General features: G+C 40.1%; 14 protein-coding genes. 10 read left to right on the forward strand and 4 right to left on the reverse strand.

Features of this window, described 5'->3' with window-relative positions; genetic code table 11:
• Together dapA and ligA are read right to left on the reverse strand one after the other, a co-directional pair.
• The gene (gene dapA, locus FL972_RS10575) at nucleotides 1–864 is read right to left on the reverse strand and encodes a 4-hydroxy-tetrahydrodipicolinate synthase (RefSeq protein WP_144605359.1); all 864 of its coding nucleotides are present in this window, start codon (nucleotides 862–864) and stop codon (nucleotides 1–3) included.
• A 72-nt stretch (nucleotides 865–936) separates the two neighbouring features.
• Complete coding sequence (ligA, locus tag FL972_RS10580) at nucleotides 937–3390, reverse strand: NAD-dependent DNA ligase LigA (RefSeq protein WP_144605360.1); 2454 nt, start codon at nucleotides 3388–3390, stop codon at nucleotides 937–939.
• Nucleotides 3391–3531: 141 nt separating this feature from the next.
• On the opposite strand from ligA, the gene FL972_RS10585 reads away from it, so the two are divergent.
• Both FL972_RS10585 and metG read left to right on the forward strand, forming a co-directional pair.
• Nucleotides 3532–4164 (forward strand): TetR/AcrR family transcriptional regulator, encoded by a 633-nt coding sequence (locus FL972_RS10585; protein WP_144605361.1) that lies wholly within the window; start codon nucleotides 3532–3534, stop codon nucleotides 4162–4164.
• Nucleotides 4165–4230: 66 nt separating this feature from the next.
• The gene (gene metG / locus FL972_RS10590) at nucleotides 4231–6288 is read left to right on the forward strand and encodes a methionine--tRNA ligase (protein WP_144605362.1); all 2058 of its coding nucleotides are present in this window, start codon (nucleotides 4231–4233) and stop codon (nucleotides 6286–6288) included.
• Nucleotides 6289–6484: 196 nt separating this feature from the next.
• On the opposite strand, the gene FL972_RS10595 is transcribed toward metG, so the two are convergent.
• On the reverse strand, nucleotides 6485–7387 hold the full coding sequence (locus tag FL972_RS10595) for a YitT family protein (RefSeq protein ID WP_144605363.1): 903 nt from the start codon (nucleotides 7385–7387) through the stop codon (nucleotides 6485–6487).
• Between the two features lie 312 nt (nucleotides 7388–7699).
• Here FL972_RS10595 and FL972_RS10600 point away from each other — a divergent pair, with 312 nt between their 5' ends.
• Genes FL972_RS10600 through FL972_RS10615 form a run of 4 tightly spaced genes read left to right on the forward strand, consistent with a single transcriptional unit; the run spans nucleotide 7700 to nucleotide 11722 of the window.
• On the forward strand, nucleotides 7700–9127 hold the full coding sequence (locus FL972_RS10600) for a circularly permuted type 2 ATP-grasp protein (RefSeq protein WP_144605364.1): 1428 nt from the start codon (nucleotides 7700–7702) through the stop codon (nucleotides 9125–9127).
• Nucleotides 9128–9136: 9 nt separating this feature from the next.
• Nucleotides 9137–10114: an alpha-E domain-containing protein gene (locus tag FL972_RS10605; RefSeq protein WP_144605365.1), complete on the forward strand. Its 978-nt coding sequence runs from the start codon at nucleotides 9137–9139 to the stop codon at nucleotides 10112–10114.
• Nucleotides 10114–10863, forward strand: coding sequence for a peptidase (locus FL972_RS10610; RefSeq protein WP_144605366.1), 750 nt, complete (start codon nucleotides 10114–10116; stop codon nucleotides 10861–10863). Before FL972_RS10605 ends, FL972_RS10610 begins: the two co-directional genes overlap by 1 nt.
• 1 nt (nucleotide 10864) lies before the next feature.
• Complete coding sequence (locus FL972_RS10615) at nucleotides 10865–11722, forward strand: transglutaminase family protein (protein WP_144605367.1); 858 nt, start codon at nucleotides 10865–10867, stop codon at nucleotides 11720–11722.
• Here the strand turns inward: FL972_RS10615 and FL972_RS10620 are convergent, their stop codons facing one another.
• The gene (locus FL972_RS10620; RefSeq protein ID WP_144605368.1) at nucleotides 11723–12493 is read right to left on the reverse strand and encodes a DUF6503 family protein; all 771 of its coding nucleotides are present in this window, start codon (nucleotides 12491–12493) and stop codon (nucleotides 11723–11725) included.
• Nucleotides 12494–12658: 165 nt separating this feature from the next.
• Between FL972_RS10620 and FL972_RS10625 the strand changes: the two genes are divergently transcribed.
• The 4 genes from FL972_RS10625 (at nucleotide 12659) to FL972_RS10640 (ending at nucleotide 17204) form a co-directional block, all read left to right on the forward strand.
• Nucleotides 12659–13879 carry a PepSY-associated TM helix domain-containing protein gene (locus FL972_RS10625; protein WP_144605369.1) on the forward strand — a complete coding sequence of 407 codons (1221 nt, stop codon included), beginning with the start codon at nucleotides 12659–12661 and terminating at the stop codon, nucleotides 13877–13879.
• A 159-nt stretch (nucleotides 13880–14038) separates the two neighbouring features.
• Nucleotides 14039–14641 carry a diheme cytochrome c-553 gene (locus tag FL972_RS10630; protein ID WP_144605370.1) on the forward strand — a complete coding sequence of 201 codons (603 nt, stop codon included), beginning with the start codon at nucleotides 14039–14041 and terminating at the stop codon, nucleotides 14639–14641.
• Nucleotides 14642–14831: 190 nt separating this feature from the next.
• Nucleotides 14832–15932 (forward strand): glycoside hydrolase family 130 protein, encoded by a 1101-nt coding sequence (locus FL972_RS10635; protein ID WP_144605371.1) that lies wholly within the window; start codon nucleotides 14832–14834, stop codon nucleotides 15930–15932.
• 204 nt (nucleotides 15933–16136) lie between these two features.
• The gene (locus FL972_RS10640; protein WP_222116025.1) at nucleotides 16137–17204 is read left to right on the forward strand and encodes a phosphoglyceromutase; all 1068 of its coding nucleotides are present in this window, start codon (nucleotides 16137–16139) and stop codon (nucleotides 17202–17204) included.
• Nucleotides 17205–17394: the final 190 nt, after the last annotated feature.

Below are 17394 nucleotides of genomic sequence, written 5' to 3' on the forward strand. Positions count from 1 at the left end.
TTACTTGAATTTTAGGGCAGCCGCCTTGATCAATTGATTCAATTCCATACTAGCTCTTAGCATTGGCAGACGAACTTGATCATCACAAATTCCCAGATGGCATAGCAGGTTTTTGATTCCTACAGGATTTCCTTCTTTATACATTAGGTCATTAATTTCTAAAAGTGAAAAAGCTGCTTCTCTACTTTCAGACTCCGTTCCGTGACATAATTTATGAAAGGTTTCAGGAAGGGCATTTGCCAAAACTGAAATGACTCCAACTCCTCCTATACCATAAATAGCTTTGGTCATTAGGTCATCTCCGGAGATCAATAAGAAATCCTGAGGCTTGCCAGCTGCAATGCGCATACACTGCTCCAAATTTCCGCTAGCCTCTTTGATTCCAATGATATTTGGATGATTTGCTAAGCTAAGTGTAGTTTCTGCACTCAAATTGGACATGGTTCTACCCGGTACATTGTATAGAATTACGGGGACAGGGCATGCATCTGCAATAGCTCGATAATGTGCGATAATACCTGCCTGACTTGGCTTATTATAGTAGGGGCTTACTGATAAAATAGCGTCAATTCCAGTAAAATCCGTATTTGCGATTTCATCCAGAACTGCCTGCGTGTTATTCCCTCCAATTCCATAAACTACAGGAACTCTTCCAGCATTATATTTTAGACAAGCTGCCAACACTTGTTTTTTCTCTGTTGCATTCAAAGTGGCAACTTCCCCCGTAGTTCCTAATGCTACCAGGTAATCAACTCCACCTTTGATCGTGTGATCAATGAGTTTTTCCAGTCCATCGTAATCAATGGTGTAATCATCATTAAAAGGAGTGGCCAGTGCCACACCCGTACCGTAAAATTGGTTCATTGCTTTTCGAATTTGGAGGTTCAAAGATAATTGCTTCCTCGTGGTTTGGTTCTACCTTAAATAAAATAGGAATTATTCCTGAATCATGGAAAAAAACTCTTCCTCTGAAATCAATGGAATACCTAATTTTTGGGCTTTCTCCTTTTTACTGGGTCCCATTCCTTCACCTTCTATGATAAAATCCAGATTTTTGGAAACGGAAGAAATGTATTGACCTCCGTGAGTTTGAACGAAATCAACAATCTCATCCCGCTTAAAGTTTACCAATTTGCCTGAAGCTAATATCTTCTTTCCGGCTAGGGATTGACTTGCAGGCTCTTGATCCGCATGTTCTACCTCGAATTTGAGACCTAAATCTCTCAACTGCTGAAGTATTCTCTGATGTTCAGGATTAGCAAAAAACTCTTGGATACTTTGAACCAAAGTGCCTCCCACGCCATTAATCTCCAATAATTCCTCCTCAGTCGCTTCTTGCAACTTGTCCAAGGTTTTGAAGTGTCTAGCCAAAAGCTGGGCTGTATTTTCTCCAATATTTCGAATTCCGATGGCAAACAAAACTTTTTCAAAAGGTTGGTTTTTGGATGCCTTGATACCCTCCAGCATATTGGAAATAACTCCTTCCTGAAAGGTGTTGGCCTTCAATTTTTTGATTCGCTCCCGAAGTTCATCCGGTAATTCCAAATTCAATCGTAGAATGATCCCATGGACAGTTCCTTCTTTTTTGCTGGCTTCCAGGATTCTCTCAAATTCCACTCTTCTTCCCAGAAATATTTCCAACACAACTGCTACCGGAACATAATCTTCCAGCTTGGGAAGTTCTCGATGATCCTTCAGGGAGTTGATCAGATAATCCACCATGCCCGTGTTGGATGGAACCTTCTTCTTCCATTTTCTGATTTGTTCCTGAAATCCTCTCAGGGTTTCGTTCAAAGGTAGTTCCGCAGCACTTTCTAGATATTCCTGAATTTGCTTAAAGGAAATTTGTTCGGTCAAAGCAAAAAGTGCTTTTTCCAATTTGATATAAAGCAGCCCACTTCCTTCTTTTTCATATTGGTCTTGACTCATTTCCAAACCCAAGAGCTCACGTTCTTTGGTTTCCAGAAGGTAAATATCACTATAGTTGGAGATGAACTTTTGGTCAATTAATGCTCGAATTCTTTCTGTTCCCAATGAATCAATATCCATGGCTCTTTTAGAAACAAAGTGCTCAATTCTTCCCAAAACCTGAGGAGGGCAGGATTCAGCATTGGGACAAAAGTGCTTTGCTTCACCTTCTTTTCTCTCCAATGCAGTTCCACATTCAGGGCAGGTTTGGATGTATTGAATAGGCTGGGTGCCAGCTTTCCTTTTTTGAAGATTAACCGCTGTTATTTTTGGGATAATTTCACCGCCTTTTTCAACGGCTACTATATCACCCTCATGTATTCCTAATCTTTCGATTTCGTTGGCATTGTGGAGGGAAGCACGTTTTACAGTGGTTCCGGCTAGGCTAACCGGAGCTAAATTGGCAACAGGTGTGATAGCTCCTGTTCTCCCGACTTGATAAGTAATAGACAGCAGTTCGGTCTCTGCACTTTCCGCTTTGTATTTGTAAGCAATCGCCCAACGAGGAATTTTAGCAGTAAACCCTAATTCTTCCCTTTGCTCATAATTATTGATTTTGAGAACTACACCATCAGTATCCAAGGGTAAGGTATGGCGCTTTTCTCTCCAGGTTTCAATGTATTTTAAAACCTCTTCCACATTAGAGGTTTTTGTGTAGGTCTGTGAGACATTAAAGCCCCATTTTTCAATTAGATGAATAGCTTCTGCATGGGTTTCAACCCCAATATTTTCTCCCAAAAGCTGATAAAAATAGCAATTCAACCTCCTTTTGGCGACGACAGAGGAGTCCTGCATTTTCAATGTTCCCGAAGCTGCATTTCTAGGATTAGCCAGCAGCGCGTCTCCCTTTTCCGTCCTTTCTGCATTGATTTTTTCAAATTCTTTCAATGGCAAAAAGATCTCTCCTCGGACTTCAAACTTTTCAGGAATATTTTCTCCTGATACTGAAAGCGGAATGTTTCGGATGGTTCTCACATTGGCTGTGACATCATCTCCTTTGGTACCGTCTCCACGTGTCACTGCCCGGATTAATTTGCCATTTTCATAGACTAAACTGATGGCCACTCCGTCGAATTTCATTTCGCAGAAATATTCGTAATCCGAATGCCCTAATCCTTTTTGTACGCGTTCGTCAAAGGCTTTAAGCTCTTCGATCGTATAGGTATTGCCCAAAGAAAGCATGCGGTATTCATGCGCGACAGTTTGAAATTCCTTGGTAATCGTACCACCAACTCGCTGACTTGGACTATCTGGATCCAACAAATCCGGATATTCAGTTTCTAGCCGAATTAGTTCTTTCAGCAACTGATCAAACTCATAATCAGATATTTCAATTCTGCTCTCTTGATAGTACAAGTGATTATGATAATTGATTTGTTGGCTGAGTTCTGCGATCCTTTTGGCAGCTTCTTGGTGGTTCATGGATTGAAAAGAATTTTGGGTGGGTAAAAATACCCCTTTGCATTTGGCTTCACAAGGAGATTATCCTTCAAAATATGCAACTAAAAATAAAGATAGCTGTTGGATACCTTTGTATATATATTTGTTTCTAAATCTGTTCCTATGAGCAAAAAGACAAGTGTAGAAAGTAAAATTTTGGAAAAGGCTTATCAGCTTTTTTTGGAAAAGGGATATCGTCATACAACTATGGATGATATAGCTCAGGAATTGACGATGAGCAAAAAAACGCTATACAAGTATTTTCCTGGCAAACTGGAATTGCTTTCCGCATCCTTTGATAAGCTTAAAACTAAAATGACAGCGAAAGTGGAGGCTATTTTGGATAATAGATATATCACATTTCCACTAAAGCTGAAGTCTACACTTTCAGTGATTGCTACCCATTTGGCCCCCATCAATCCAGGCTTATTTGAAGATTTAAGGGAATATGCCCCTGAGATTTGGGTGGAATTGCAAGAGTATATCAATGAGTCAGCTTTTCTTCGATTTCAAAAGCTGATAGAGCAGGGGAAGGAACAGGGTTTGGTGAAAAACAACCTGAATGTCAGCTTGGTAGTGACTTTGTATGCAGCTGCTGTTCAGTCATTATTGGATCCGAAATTTTTGAGCCAGTTTCCGGAGAATATCCGAAAGGATATGAGTTTACCGCCCTCTGATATTTATGATCAGGCGATCACGATTATCTACAATGGGATTTTGACGGAGGATGCCAGAGATGAATTTACCAATGCATAAAGGCCCCTTTAAGGGTTTTTCCTATCTTTGCGACCTGATTAGAAATTTGTGATCACCCATTCAGACATGTCTAAGAATTTCAAGCGATATACAGTTACCTCAGCTTTACCTTATGCCAATGGGCCCTTGCATATCGGCCATTTAGCGGGATGCTATGTTCCTTCAGATATTTATGTACGCTACCTTCGATCCAAAGGAAAAGATGTAGCCTATATCTGCGGATCTGATGAGCATGGAGTAGCCATTACGATCAAAGCGAAAAAAGAAGGAAAAACTCCCCAGGAAGTAGTGGATCATTATCATGAAATGATGAAAAAAAGCTTTTCCGAATTCGGAATCAGCTTCGATCATTATTCCAGAACTTCCGCCAAAATCCATCATGAAACGGCTCAGGGATTTTTCAAGGATTTGTATGAAAAGGGAGAATTCTTGGAGCAAAGTACTGAGCAGTATTTCGACGAGGAAGCCGGGCAATTCTTGGCCGATCGCTACATAGAGGGTACTTGCCCTAAGTGCGGAAATGAAAGTGCCTATGGAGATCAGTGTGAGCGATGTGGATCTTCTTTAAGCCCTACTGATCTGATTAATCCTAAATCCAAATTGAGTGGGGCAACACCAGTCTTGAAAGAAACCAAGCATTGGTTTTTGGACTTGGCTCGCTATCAGAATTTTTTGAAAAAATGGATTTTAGAGGAGCATGCTCAGGATTGGAAAAACAATGTATTGGGACAATGCAGATCCTGGTTGGAAGCTGGCGATGGCTTGCAGGCAAGGTCCATGACAAGAGATTTAGATTGGGGAATCAAAGTACCCTTGCAAGATGCAGAAGGAAAAGTGCTTTATGTGTGGTTTGATGCACCGATTGGCTATATCTCCTCTACGAAGGAGTGGGCTGCTGAAAAAGGAGTTGACTGGAAGCCTTATTGGAAAGATGATGAAACCAAGCTAGTTCACTTCATCGGAAAAGACAATATTGTATTCCATTGCATTATTTTTCCTGCTATTTTGAAGACTCACGGAGGCTATATTCTTCCTGAAAATGTTCCGGCCAATGAGTTTTTGAATTTGGAGGGAGATAAGATCTCTACCTCCAGAAATTGGGCAGTGTGGTTGCACGAATATTTGGAGGAATTTCCTGGAAAGCAGGATGTGCTTCGCTATGTTTTGACTGCCAATGCCCCAGAGACGAAAGACAATGATTTTAGCTGGAAGGACTTCCAGGCTAGGAATAATTCAGAGTTGGTAGCCATCTATGGGAATTTTGTTAATAGGGCAGTGGTTCTAACTCATAAGTATTATCAGGGAGAGATTCCACAGCGAGGAGAGTTGACAGGCTATGATGAGGAAGTGCTTCAGGCCCTTTCTGAGTTTCCTGAAAAAATTGAGGCTTCCATTGAACGATATCGATTCAGAGAGGCATTAGGAATCATGATGGATTTGGCTCGATTAGGAAATAAGTATCTTGCTGATACCGAGCCTTGGAAAGTCGTGAAAACGGACGAAGTTCGCACAGCCACCATCATGAATATTGCCCTCAATATCGCTGCAAATTTGGCGATCGTTTCCGAGCCATTCTTACCATTTACAGCCCAGAAACTAGTGGAGCTTTTCGGCTTGGAAGCTCCAGACTGGACTCAGGCAGGTAATGGACAGCTTTTGAAAGAAGGCTTAAGCATTGGTCAAATGGGCCTTTTGTTTGAGAAAATTGAAGATGAAGTAGTAGATAAGCAATTGAATAAACTCCAAGAATCCAAAAAGATGAACGAAGCAACAAACGCACCAGCAGTACCGATGAAAGAGATTATTACTTATGATGATTTCGCAAAATTGGATATGCGTGTAGTGACCGTTTTGGAAGCTGAAAAGATGCCTAAATCCAAGAAATTGATCAAACTGAAAGTAGATACCGGCTTAGGACATAGAACTGTTTTGAGTGGAGTAGCTGAGCATTTTGAACCGGAGTTTTTGGTGGGTAAGCAAGTGACTATGCTGATCAACTTGGCGCCAAGAAAAATGATGGGTATTGATTCCGAGGGAATGATTTTGATGGCTGAAGACAAAGATGGTAAGCTGAAGCTATTGACTCCTCATGAGGGAACGGCGAGCGGTTCGACAATCTCATAATATTGAGATGCTAGAGACTAGAAGCGAGAGATGAGAGTTTAGAATCTAGAGCCTACTAAAAAAAGAAAGCCATCGGAGATAACCAGATGGCTTTCTTTTTAGGTATACCTATCTAATTTCTAACATCTAACTTCTCGCTTCTGTCAACTAGGTATATTTTTTTGATTTCTAGCATCTCGCTTCTCGTCTCTCAAAATCAATGCAGTGGCCTTTTTTTAATCATCCCTCCCTTGGTATCCTTGATCGGATATTGGATTACAAATGCTTTGGGGTCAATTTTGTCGATTTCGGTTAGGACTCTGGTGACTTCCAGTCGGGTTACCACACAGAATAATACATTTCGGTCAGGATTTTTCGCCTTTTCACCGAATCCGCCATCTGCTTTGAAAGCAGTCACTCCTCTACCTAGATCATAGGTGATTTTGGTTTTGATATTTTCATTGTATTCTGATATGATCATCACGCCAATGTATTCTTCCACTCCGTTGATTAAGAAGTCAACTGTTCGGGAAGCTGAAAAATAAGTTAACATTGAATACATGGCCGTTTCCAAGTTGACCATCAATGCTGCTACCAAAAACAAGCACACATTAAAAACAGTGATAAAATCACCTACAGTTAAGCTGGATTTTCTTGATACCTGAATGGCCAATACTTCCGTACCGTCAATGACTGCTCCTCCTCGAATTGCAAAGCCAATTCCACTTCCCAAGAAAAAACCCCCAAAAACAGCTATAAGTAGCTTATCAGCAGTAATCGTGGGTAATTGTATATAATGGACCAACAGTGCTAAGGCAAATATGGCTAGGGTGCTTTTCAGTGCAAATCGAAGGTTGAGTTGCTTGTAGCCTAGATATATAAATGGAATATTGACCAAAATAATTAGGTAGGAGAGGTCCAGAGGTGTCAGGATTTCCAATAGCAAGGAAACCCCCATAGCACCGCCGTCAAAAAATCCATTGGGCAATAAAAATCCTTTTAGCCCAATACTCGCCATAATTACTCCTATTCCAATGAATAAAACGTCCTTAATTTGTCTCCAAGTTGTCACTTGTTGTACCCAATTTTTGTCCGTTACTTTAAGTATACCTTTCGCCATATGCGAAATTAATCTAAAAAGGGGAAACAATTTTATTTTATGGATTAGCAGTTTTTTTCTGATATTATTCAGATAAATGAAATTTTAAGCTGTTCTATTGAAAAAGTCTTAATCACCGCTATGATTTTTGAATTAATGTAAAATTCATTTATCTTATCCGAGGACTCCGTAAATTTTTGAAACTTATGAAATGCCCATGAGGAAAAATTTCACACAACTTGTCCCGTCCGCCGCGGCGGATAGGGAGGGGGATGCCCCGATAAATCGGGGTAGGGCATTCCATCTGACTTCTAAAAAACAAATTATAAACAGATGAAAATAGAAGGATATAATGCTGGAGAGCATTATGATGAGATGTTTACACCCCAAGGAGAAATACGCCCTCATTATGAGGAGTTTTTTCAAAGCCTGAAGAAAATTCCCAACAGGAAGATGAATCACCTGCAGTTTTCTGCCAATCAAACTCAGCGGGCAATGGGGATGACCTTTAATGTGTATCACGACAATCAGGGATTGGAGAAGATTCTGCATTTGGATATTGTCCCACGAATTATTCCTAATCAGGAGTGGAAACACTTGGAGGCAGGACTTAAGCAAAGGACATATGCTCTAAATCTTTTTCTTCAGGATATTTACAATGATAGAAAAATACTCAAGGATAAAATCATTCCGGAAGAATTAATATTAGGCAGTAAGGATTACCTCAAGCCTTGTATTGGCTTGACGCCTCCTAAAGGAATTTGGTGCCACATCACGGGGACAGATTTAATCAAAAATAAGGATGGGGAATATTACATTTTGGAGGATAATCTTCGCTGTCCTTCAGGGGTATCTTACATGTTGGAAAGTAGGGAAATTATCAAACGGGCTTACCCTAATTTGTTTAATAAAAAGGGAGTGATGCCTGTCTCTGATTATCCTGCTAAGTTGCTTCGGATGCTTCAAAATCTCTGCAATAAGGCCAAACCTGTGGTAGGCGTATTGACTCCTGGTATTTACAATTCTGCTTATTATGAGCATTCCTATCTGGCTCTGCAAATGGGGGTGGAATTGGTCAATGGGGTAGATTTAATCGTGCAGGATAAGAGGGTATTTATGCAAACCACCCAAGGTTTGCAGCAAATAGATGTGCTGTATCGTAGGATTGATGATGTGTTCTTAGATCCTTTGGCTTTTAGACCAGATTCTCTGTTAGGGGTGCCCGGGTTATTTGAAGCCTATAAGGCAGGTAATATAGCTTTAGCAAATGCACCGGGAACAGGGGTGGCAGATGATAAGGCGGTGTATGCTTACGTTCCCAAAATCATCAAATATTACTTAGATGAAGATCCCATTCTCAATAATGTTCCCACCTATTTATGTAGAGAGGAAAAGGACCGGAAATATGTTCTTGAACACATTGGTGAATTGGTAGTAAAAGAAACCAATGCGGCGGGAGGATACGGGATGCTGATAGGGCCTAAAGCCAGTAAGGAGGAACACAATAAATTCCGTGAATTGATCAAAAATAATCCTACCAATTATATAGCTCAGCCCACTTTATCACTATCTACTGTTCCAACACTCACTGAAGAAGGACTGGGAGCAAGACATGTGGATTTACGCCCTTACATTTTGTATGGTAGTGAAATTGAGGTAATTCCCGGAGCTCTGACAAGAGTGGCATTGAGGGAAGGCTCTCTGGTAGTCAATAGCTCTCAAGGAGGAGGAAGTAAGGATACTTGGGTCTTATACAATTAATCGAAAACTATGTTAAGCCGCGTTGCAAACCATATATATTGGCTGGGAAGATACCTGGAAAGGGCAGAAAATTATGCCCGATTCATTGATGTAAACTTTAACCTGATGCAGGATTTGCCTGTAGATCTCAAAGAACAATGGCAGCCTTTGGTAGCTGCCACTGGGGATTGGGAGTTATTTACTTCGCGGTACCAGGAATTCGAAAAAAACCAGGTCCTGTTTTTTTTAGCATTTGACTTGGATAATCCCAATTCCATGTTTTCTGCCATATCCAGAGCTAGGGAAAATGCACGGATTATCCGTGAAAATTTGAGTAAAGAGACTTGGGAAAAGACCAATCAGCTTTATATGATGATGCAGGAAGGTTGTGAGAAAAAAGTTTGGAAGAAACCCGATCCCAGGCCATTCTTTGAAAAAATCAAGAATCAAATCCTGCTAATTTATGGAATTGCCGATAGCAGTGTAGCAAGGGTTGAAGGCTGGTATTTTAGGCAATTGGGTCAGTTTTTGGAAAGGGCAGACAAGACTTCCAGAATCTTGGACGTCAAGTACCATATTTTACTACCCTCCGGACAGGATATAGGTTCTCCTTTGGACTTTTTGCATTGGATGGCCTTGTTGAAGTCAGTTACGGGTTTCAATACTTATAGAAGAGCTTATGGAAATATTGACCCTTCCAACGTTGTGGAGTTTTTGGTATTGAATAAATACTTTCCAAGGTCTATATATTATTGTTTGAAAGAGGCAGAGTACTGCTTACATCATATTTCAGGTAATCTGGATGGAGGATTTAAAAACCCAGCTGAGAAAGCAATTGGAGAGCTCAGGTCTCATTTGGAGTTTGCAGAAGTTTCCGAAATCATAGACTTCGGTTTACATGAATACTTGGATAATCTGCAAATAAAATTGAATAAGCTATCAGAACTGATCGACAGTACGTACTTTCGACTTCGGGATAACTTTATCTCACAAAATCAGGATCAATAATGACATTTTGCCTCGGCATTAAGACCAAACAAGGACTGGTGGGTCTTTCTGACACCAGAATCACCTCTGGAAATGAGACTACCTCTTCCAAAAAAGTATTTACGGTAAACAGAGAAAAGCACTCCTTTTTTATCATGACAAGTGGTCTTCGATCTGTAAGGGATAAGGCTATTACCTACTTCTCAGAGGTCATCGAGCAGCAAGACGAATCTTTTACCAAATTGTACCATGCTGTCAATGAGTTTGGTAACCAAGTGAAAACAGTTGCCAAAGAGGATAAGCAATTTTTAGAAGAGGCTGGATTGAGTTTTAATTTATTTTCAATCATTGGAGGGCAGCTGGAGCATGACCCTGAACCCAAACTCTATCTATTATACCCTCAAGGAAATTGGATTGAAATTCGAAGGGGAACTCCCTTCGTGATCATTGGAAATTCAGGCTTCGGAAATCCGGTTTTGAAACGTTCTTTTCATTACGAGGATTCAATGGAGTACGCGCTACGCTGTGCTTTTCTAGCTTTTGACGCTACAAGGATTTCTGCCAATGATGTAGACTTCCCCATTGATACAGTCGTCTTGAAAAATGACGAGTATTTTATCAAGGAAAAGAGGTTTGAACAAAAAGAGTTGGAGCATATATCTGCTTTTTGGAATAATAGACTCAAAAATGCCATAGCAGAATTACCCGCTGAGATTCTCAATACTGCTATTTCTGATTTCCAGAAATTAGTTCAAGAGGAGAACGAATAATATGCTAATCCAAGTCAGGCACCTGAGCGAATATCGCTACACCAATCCCGTGGGTTTGGGGGTACACAAGCTTTTTCTGACTCCACAGCATCGTCCTTATTTTCGGATTGAGCATCAAAAAATCAAGATTGATCCAAAACCTGTGGATCATAATTACAGGCAGGACTTAGTAGGAAATTGGTATCAACAGGCTTGGTTTGTAGGAGAGACTGAATCACTCAAGATCGAAACAGACTGGATTTTTAGACTGGATTCCTTTAATCCCTTTGGGTTTATATTGGATAAAGGATTTGAGGACTCTGGTTGGAATCATGAGTATCCCCATTTTAATTATCAGGACGTGGAGAAGTTTTTAATTCCATTTCTGGACCGTCCTGAGCCTGTAAAGTACCGGGATTTCATCATTCCTATTAAAAGTAAGTCCTCTGGTTTAGTAGATTTTTCAGTCAGGCTGACAGAAAAGGTACATCAAAATTGGGGGCATATTATCAGACACGAACAGAATATTTGGGCTGCTAGCCTGACTTATTCCTCCAAAAAGGGATCCTGTAGAGATTTATCCTTGATGCAGATGGATATGCTGAGATCTCTGGGACTCGCTACCCGTTTTGTCAGTGGATATGCTTTCAACCCTGAACTGGATGAAGGCCATGAGTTACATGCTTGGCTGGAAGTCTATCTTCCAGGTTCTGGCTGGGTAGGAATGGACCCAAGTTTGGGGCTTTTTACAGACCATAATTATATCCCACTGGCTGTGCATGCTGACCCTGATGCAACTATGCCAATTCAGGGAGCATTTTTAGGTTCGGGTAAATCCGAGCTACACACTCACGTTGAACTCAAGCTAATTCGTGCCTGATTAGTTGGCCACTACTGCCTTTTTTTCAGGCATTTCAAAAATATCCTCATTCAAGGGGTCTTCGCTAAGGACTACATCAGAAAAGCTTACCTGATATCGGATCCTTCCTGTAGAATCTCCTTCCAAAGTATAACCTGTCATAATTCTAGGAAATACCAGCCCTCCTGCATCCCGATAATCTTCATATTTCAAGGCATTAAACTGACTGTTGGATTGATCGAAAAAAGTCACGGTATAAAGCAACCAATGAAGTCTTTTGGTTTCGGGATCAACTAGCATGACATATTGATCTTCTGGACTATCTCCTTTTCCTTCATCAAAGGAAACCTCAAAGGCCTCAAACTCTTCCCCATTCAAAGTTTTATTGTCAACCTTTTTCACATTAACTCCTGGGTCAGTGAAAATGTAGGGAATGGAAAAAAAGTAGAAATAAAGATTATGATAAAACCGTACGGAATTACCGGCAAAAGCTTGTCTGTTTGGACTGATCCAAACTTTTTCTCCATCAAACCCAATCTGAAAATTCTGAGCGTCAATTCTTCCTTTTCTACTGTCTAAATTAAAAAAGTGATTTTCCTGGGTCAGATTAGTTTCATGAATCATGGTATAGGAAAAAGCCTTGGAGTCTATCCATTTATTCCAATCTCCATGAGCATCCAATACCTGCTTGAATTCCTCCGGTTGCTCAAGTCTTGGATCAGGAGTTTTTTCTGCACAGGAAATTATTAGAATGATGATGATAGAACAAAGAAAGGTTGAGAGGCTACGCATGAGATTCATATTTGATCGGGAAGATAAAAACTTTCTATGCTTTTTACCCATTTAATCCCCTCGTTTAAATAACAAATCAGTCGATTCAAATTATTTTTTAGAATTAGTCTTAATAATAAAGATTCTTGTTTTAATTTTGACCAAATCTAAATAAGAAAGATGTCCATGGCTCAGAAATCTACTCTTTGGAAGAAAGTTCGCTCAGTATTTAATCAAATTCACCTCTATGCAGGACTAATATCCGGCTTAATAGTCGTTGCAGTATGTCTGAGTGGAACTATCTATGTTTACAATACAGAAATTAAAGAATGGGCTGATTCTGATAGATATTTTGTAGAAAAAGGAGAAGAATTATTGTCCTTGGATGTGCTGAAATCTCAGTTGGAAAGTAAGTTGGAAGGAAAAGTCACTTCCGTCTTTGTATCTGAAGATCCTGAGAAGTCCGTTCAAATTGGATTTTTGAAAGCAGGAGAAGAGGGTAGAGGTACTACCTATTATGTAAATCCATATACTGCTGAAATTTTAGCAGATAATTCCGAGCGAACTTCTGCAGAGGAATTCATGAGTTATATGTTTTCTCTACACCGCTGGCTGATGATTGATAGAGTGGAGGAGCAGATTTTGGAAAGTATGGGAAATCGGGATTTAGGAAGATTTATAAATGGGATCGCCACTTCTTTATTTTTGCTGGGAGTAATTACCGGAATTTTCATTTGGGTTCCACAAAAAGTGAAAGGCTGGAAGCAAGGATTGAAAGTGAAATGGTCTGGAAACTGGAAGCGAATTAATCACGACCTACATAATACCTTAGCTTTTTATTCACTGATAGCATTGTTTATCATGTCCGCAACCGGTCTTTTCTGGTCATTTCAATGGTATAGGGAAGGCTGGCAGAAAACCTGGGATACTTATCAGGCACCGCAGGAAGAAAAATCTGAACCAGAAGAGATTATTGTTCCTGGACCAGCCAAAGAGTTCTCTTTGGATGCAGTTTTGGCTAGTTCTGAGGAAATATTGCCTTATTCGGGCAATACCAGGATTTCTCTACCTTCTGATGATTCCGAACCGATTGAGGTAGCCAAGTATAGAACAGGATTTTTTGCAAGAGCAGGTTCGGATCAGCTTTCTTTGAATCAATCTGATTTGGCATTAATAGATCAAAAACTTTTTTCTGATATGTCAGTAAGGCAGCAAATCGGTAGATCCGTAAAAAGCCTGCACATGGGAGATATCTTTGGGCCTTTTACCAAGTTTTTATGGTTTGTGGCATGTTTGATAGCTACTTCTTTGCCAGTTACCGGAACCTTGATTTGGTGGAATAAAAGGAGGAAGAAAGGGAGCAAAAATAAATTAAAGAAAAAGGTTAAGGATTTAGAAATGGCTTGATATTTCAGCAGTAAGCAAGTTCAACCGGGGTCAGAGAGATTTCCGGTTTTTTTATTTTTTTCAACACTTAAAACCTTATTTACCACACTTTATTTCAAAGTTTTCAGGGCTTTTCGGGAATCACTTAGCTTAGAGTGTATTCAAATAAAAAGTAAAATTATGTCTTTTAAGAACAGATTATTTTCGAAGGCTGGACTCGTCATTGTAAGCTTTTTCTATTTTTCTTGCCAATCCCAGGAAAAGGGTGCAGAATTAAGTAATTCTTCAAAAATTGGAGAGCCTACTCACGAAGAACTCGTGGCAAGAGGTAAATATCTGATAGGAATTATGGGTTGCAATGATTGTCATTCTCCCAAAAGAATGGGCGAAAGGGGGGCTGAAGTTATTCCAGAACTAGCGCTTTCGGGGTATCCTTCCGACAGGCCTATCATCAAATTTGACAATCCTTTAATCAAGGAAGGGTTTGGAATGTTTTATCCAGACTTGACAGGAGCTGCTGGCCCTTGGGGGATTTCTTTTGCAGCTAACCTGACTCCTCATGAAACTGGCCTTGGAAATTGGACTTTGGAACAATTCACCATTGCATTAAAGGAAGGAAAATCCAAAGGTCTTCGATCCAATCGCATGCTTTTGCCTCCCATGCCTTGGGAAAATTATGTTGCCATGGAGAATGAGGACGTCAAGGCAATGTTTGAATATTTACAAAGTATTCAGCCTGTGGATAATGTAGTTCCGCAGCCAATATCCCCTGATAGAATGTGATTTATCGAGAATTTCGATGCGGAGAGGGCTATGCTTAGAATTTATTAAGCATAGGCTTTTTTATAGTTTTTTGCTGAACCAGAATTTATTTTGTTTCATGCATATCTCATGTAATATTCATTTAGATTCCTGGGGGAAAGTAGAAAGATATTCCTACTTGATTTAATCAAATAATGGTTAAAATTGAAGGATGAAAAATCTTCTAATTTTAATTTTCCTTATAGTTGCTATTCCTGAGTCAGGTTTTTCTCAAGAGAAAAACTGGATGTTGGGCCCTTTCTTAAGGCCGGAATCTGGAAAGCCTATAATAAGCCCTAAGAATGAATCTACTTTTGAAGACCCTATGACGGGCAGGAAGGTTTACTGGGAGTCCATGGCTACCTTTAATCCTTCAGCCATTGTCAAGGATGGAAAGATTCATGTCTTGTATCGTGCAGAAGAAAAGTTGGGAGAAAAAGAAATAGGAGGACATACTTCCAGAATAGGGATGGCTATTTCTTCTGATGGGATTAAATTCGAGAGAAAATCAGATCCAATATTTTTCCCCGATAATGATAATCAAAAAGAATTTGAATGGCCAGGAGGTACAGAGGATCCTAGAATTGTGGAGACTGAGGACGGCTTGTATGTTCTAACCTATACGCAATGGAATAGGGATGTGCCAAGACTTGCTGTGGCTATCTCAAAGGATTTGTATAACTGGGAGAAAAAGGGTCCCATTTTCATCAATTGGAAGGAAGGCAAGTACCACAATATTGAGTCAAAATCCGGAGCCATAGTAACCAAATTGGTAGACGGGAATTTGGTGGCTGCTAAAATTAACGGAAAATACTGGATGTATTATGGTGTTCCGCATATTTGGTTAGCAAGTTCTGAAGATTTGATTAACTGGACACCGGTGGAAAATCATGAAGGAAACAGGGTTCCAGTTCTAAGCCCAAGACCTGGATATTTTGATTCTTGGTTGGTGGAAGCAGGACCACCACCTGTTTTGACTAAAGATGGAATTGTGGTTCTTTATAATGCCGGGAACTCGAATGTTGTTGGTATTCAGGAACTCGGAAACCGGGTTTATACAGGTGGTCAGGCGCTTTTTGATTCGAATGAACCTTGGAAATTAGTAGATAGAACTGATGATCCATTTATCCAGCCCGTACTACCATTCGAGAAGTCTGGGCAATATCCAGAAGGTACTACCTTTTTGGAAGGCTTAGTTTATTTTCAAGGAGCTTGGTACCTGTATTATGGTACAGCAGATAGTATGGTTGGGGTGGTTGTGGATAGAGATTAGAAGTTAGAGACTAGATGCGAGAAGCGAGAGACTAGAAGCGAGAGGCGAAAGAAGAGATAATAGAAGCGAGAGGCGAGAAGCTAGAAATTAGATTAATTAGAAAAATTAGCTAGAAATTATGGCTAGGTATAATTTCTAGGGAGTTGCCTAGGTTTGAGTGAAAAATTTGAAATGAATTTTTAAGAAAAAACACCTTCAATTGCTATGAAAAGTAAGTTGCTTTTTACAACCATCATGTTGGTTTTATCGGGTTTGGTTCAGGCTCAAGAAACCAAAAACATCATATTGATTACCTTGGATGGCTTAAGGTGGCAGGAAGTTTTTTCGGGAGCTGATTCTTTATTTCTCAGAGATGCCGAAATGGTCAAATATCCTCAAAGTTTGTATGAGGAATTTTGGGATTCTGATCCTACCAAACGAAGGGAGGTTTTGCTACCATTTTTCTGGAGTACTATTGCTTCACAAGGACAGCTTTATGGGAATCGTCAGTTGGGGAGTTTAGTCAATACAAAAAATACCCATTGGTTCTCATATCCTGGTTATAATGAAATTTTGACCGGCTTTGCTGATGATGAGCGAATTTACTCGAATGATAAAATTAACAACCCCAACACGACCTTCTTGGAATACCTGAATCAAATGGAGGCTTTTCAAGGAAGGGTGTTGGCATTTGGCTCTTGGGATGTTTTTCCTTATATCATCCATGAGGAAAGAAGCGGGATTCCAGTGAATGCAGGTTTTGATCAGGCTGAAGGAGAGAATTTGTCTGATAAAGAAGAGTTGCTAAATAAATTACAGAAAGAGATTATAGGACCTTGGACAGAAGTTAGATTGGATGCCTTTACCCATCATTTTGCTATGGAGGCTTTGAAAAACCAAAGACCAAGAGCATTGTATATAGCCTATGGTGAAACGGACGATTGGGCGCATGAGAACCATTACGATAGATATCTTTGGGCCGCAATGCAGACAGATGCTTACATCAAAGAAATTTGGGAATGGGTTCAAAGTGATCCTGAATACCGTGATAACACCTCCCTTATTATCACTACTGATCATGGAAGAGGAGTTAGAAAGGATACCTGGTTGGGGCATGGTTCTTCCATTCCAGAATCCAGCGAAACTTGGATTGCTCTATTGGGAGCAGGGGTAAATCCTCGAGGTGAAATTGCAGAAAAGGGACAATGGTACAACGCCCAAATAGCTAGGACAATTTTTGATTTGTTGGGTATGGATTATCCAGATCAAAAAGCAGCTTCACCTTTGAAGTGAGTACAGCCGTAGAAGCTGCATTACCCTGAATAAAAATTATTCCGAGCCATTGTAAAACTGGAGTTTTTGAAATTTGCTACTTATCAGACGTAGCCTTAAAAATAGCTACGTCTGATTTTCGCGATTTAACCCGGATTATGCATTAGAATCTGTAGTGAGAGATCAAACCGCAATAAAATCAATCCGCCTG

Origin of the sequence: Algoriphagus algorifonticola, from assembly GCF_007655305.1 — a bacterium.
Lineage (GTDB): Bacteria > Bacteroidota > Bacteroidia > Cytophagales > Cyclobacteriaceae > Algoriphagus > Algoriphagus algorifonticola.

What these genes read in the sequence shown, in the direction of transcription:
- dapA (WP_144605359.1), bottom strand. Translation starts at nt 864, where the DNA reads ATGAACCAATTTTACGGTACGGGTGTGGCACTGGCCACTCCTTTTAAT.
- ligA (WP_144605360.1), bottom strand. Translation starts at nt 3,390, where the DNA reads ATGAACCACCAAGAAGCTGCCAAAAGGATCGCAGAACTCAGCCAACAA.
- FL972_RS10585 (WP_144605361.1), top strand. Translation starts at nt 3,532, where the DNA reads ATGAGCAAAAAGACAAGTGTAGAAAGTAAAATTTTGGAAAAGGCTTAT.
- metG (WP_144605362.1), top strand. Translation starts at nt 4,231, where the DNA reads ATGTCTAAGAATTTCAAGCGATATACAGTTACCTCAGCTTTACCTTAT.
- FL972_RS10595 (WP_144605363.1), bottom strand. Translation starts at nt 7,387, where the DNA reads ATGGCGAAAGGTATACTTAAAGTAACGGACAAAAATTGGGTACAACAA.
- FL972_RS10600 (WP_144605364.1), top strand. Translation starts at nt 7,700, where the DNA reads ATGAAAATAGAAGGATATAATGCTGGAGAGCATTATGATGAGATGTTT.
- FL972_RS10605 (WP_144605365.1), top strand. Translation starts at nt 9,137, where the DNA reads ATGTTAAGCCGCGTTGCAAACCATATATATTGGCTGGGAAGATACCTG.
- FL972_RS10610 (WP_144605366.1), top strand. Translation starts at nt 10,114, where the DNA reads ATGACATTTTGCCTCGGCATTAAGACCAAACAAGGACTGGTGGGTCTT.
- FL972_RS10615 (WP_144605367.1), top strand. Translation starts at nt 10,865, where the DNA reads ATGCTAATCCAAGTCAGGCACCTGAGCGAATATCGCTACACCAATCCC.
- FL972_RS10620 (WP_144605368.1), bottom strand. Translation starts at nt 12,493, where the DNA reads ATGCGTAGCCTCTCAACCTTTCTTTGTTCTATCATCATCATTCTAATA.
- FL972_RS10625 (WP_144605369.1), top strand. Translation starts at nt 12,659, where the DNA reads ATGGCTCAGAAATCTACTCTTTGGAAGAAAGTTCGCTCAGTATTTAAT.
- FL972_RS10630 (WP_144605370.1), top strand. Translation starts at nt 14,039, where the DNA reads ATGTCTTTTAAGAACAGATTATTTTCGAAGGCTGGACTCGTCATTGTA.
- FL972_RS10635 (WP_144605371.1), top strand. Translation starts at nt 14,832, where the DNA reads ATGAAAAATCTTCTAATTTTAATTTTCCTTATAGTTGCTATTCCTGAG.
- FL972_RS10640 (WP_222116025.1), top strand. Translation starts at nt 16,137, where the DNA reads ATGAAAAGTAAGTTGCTTTTTACAACCATCATGTTGGTTTTATCGGGT.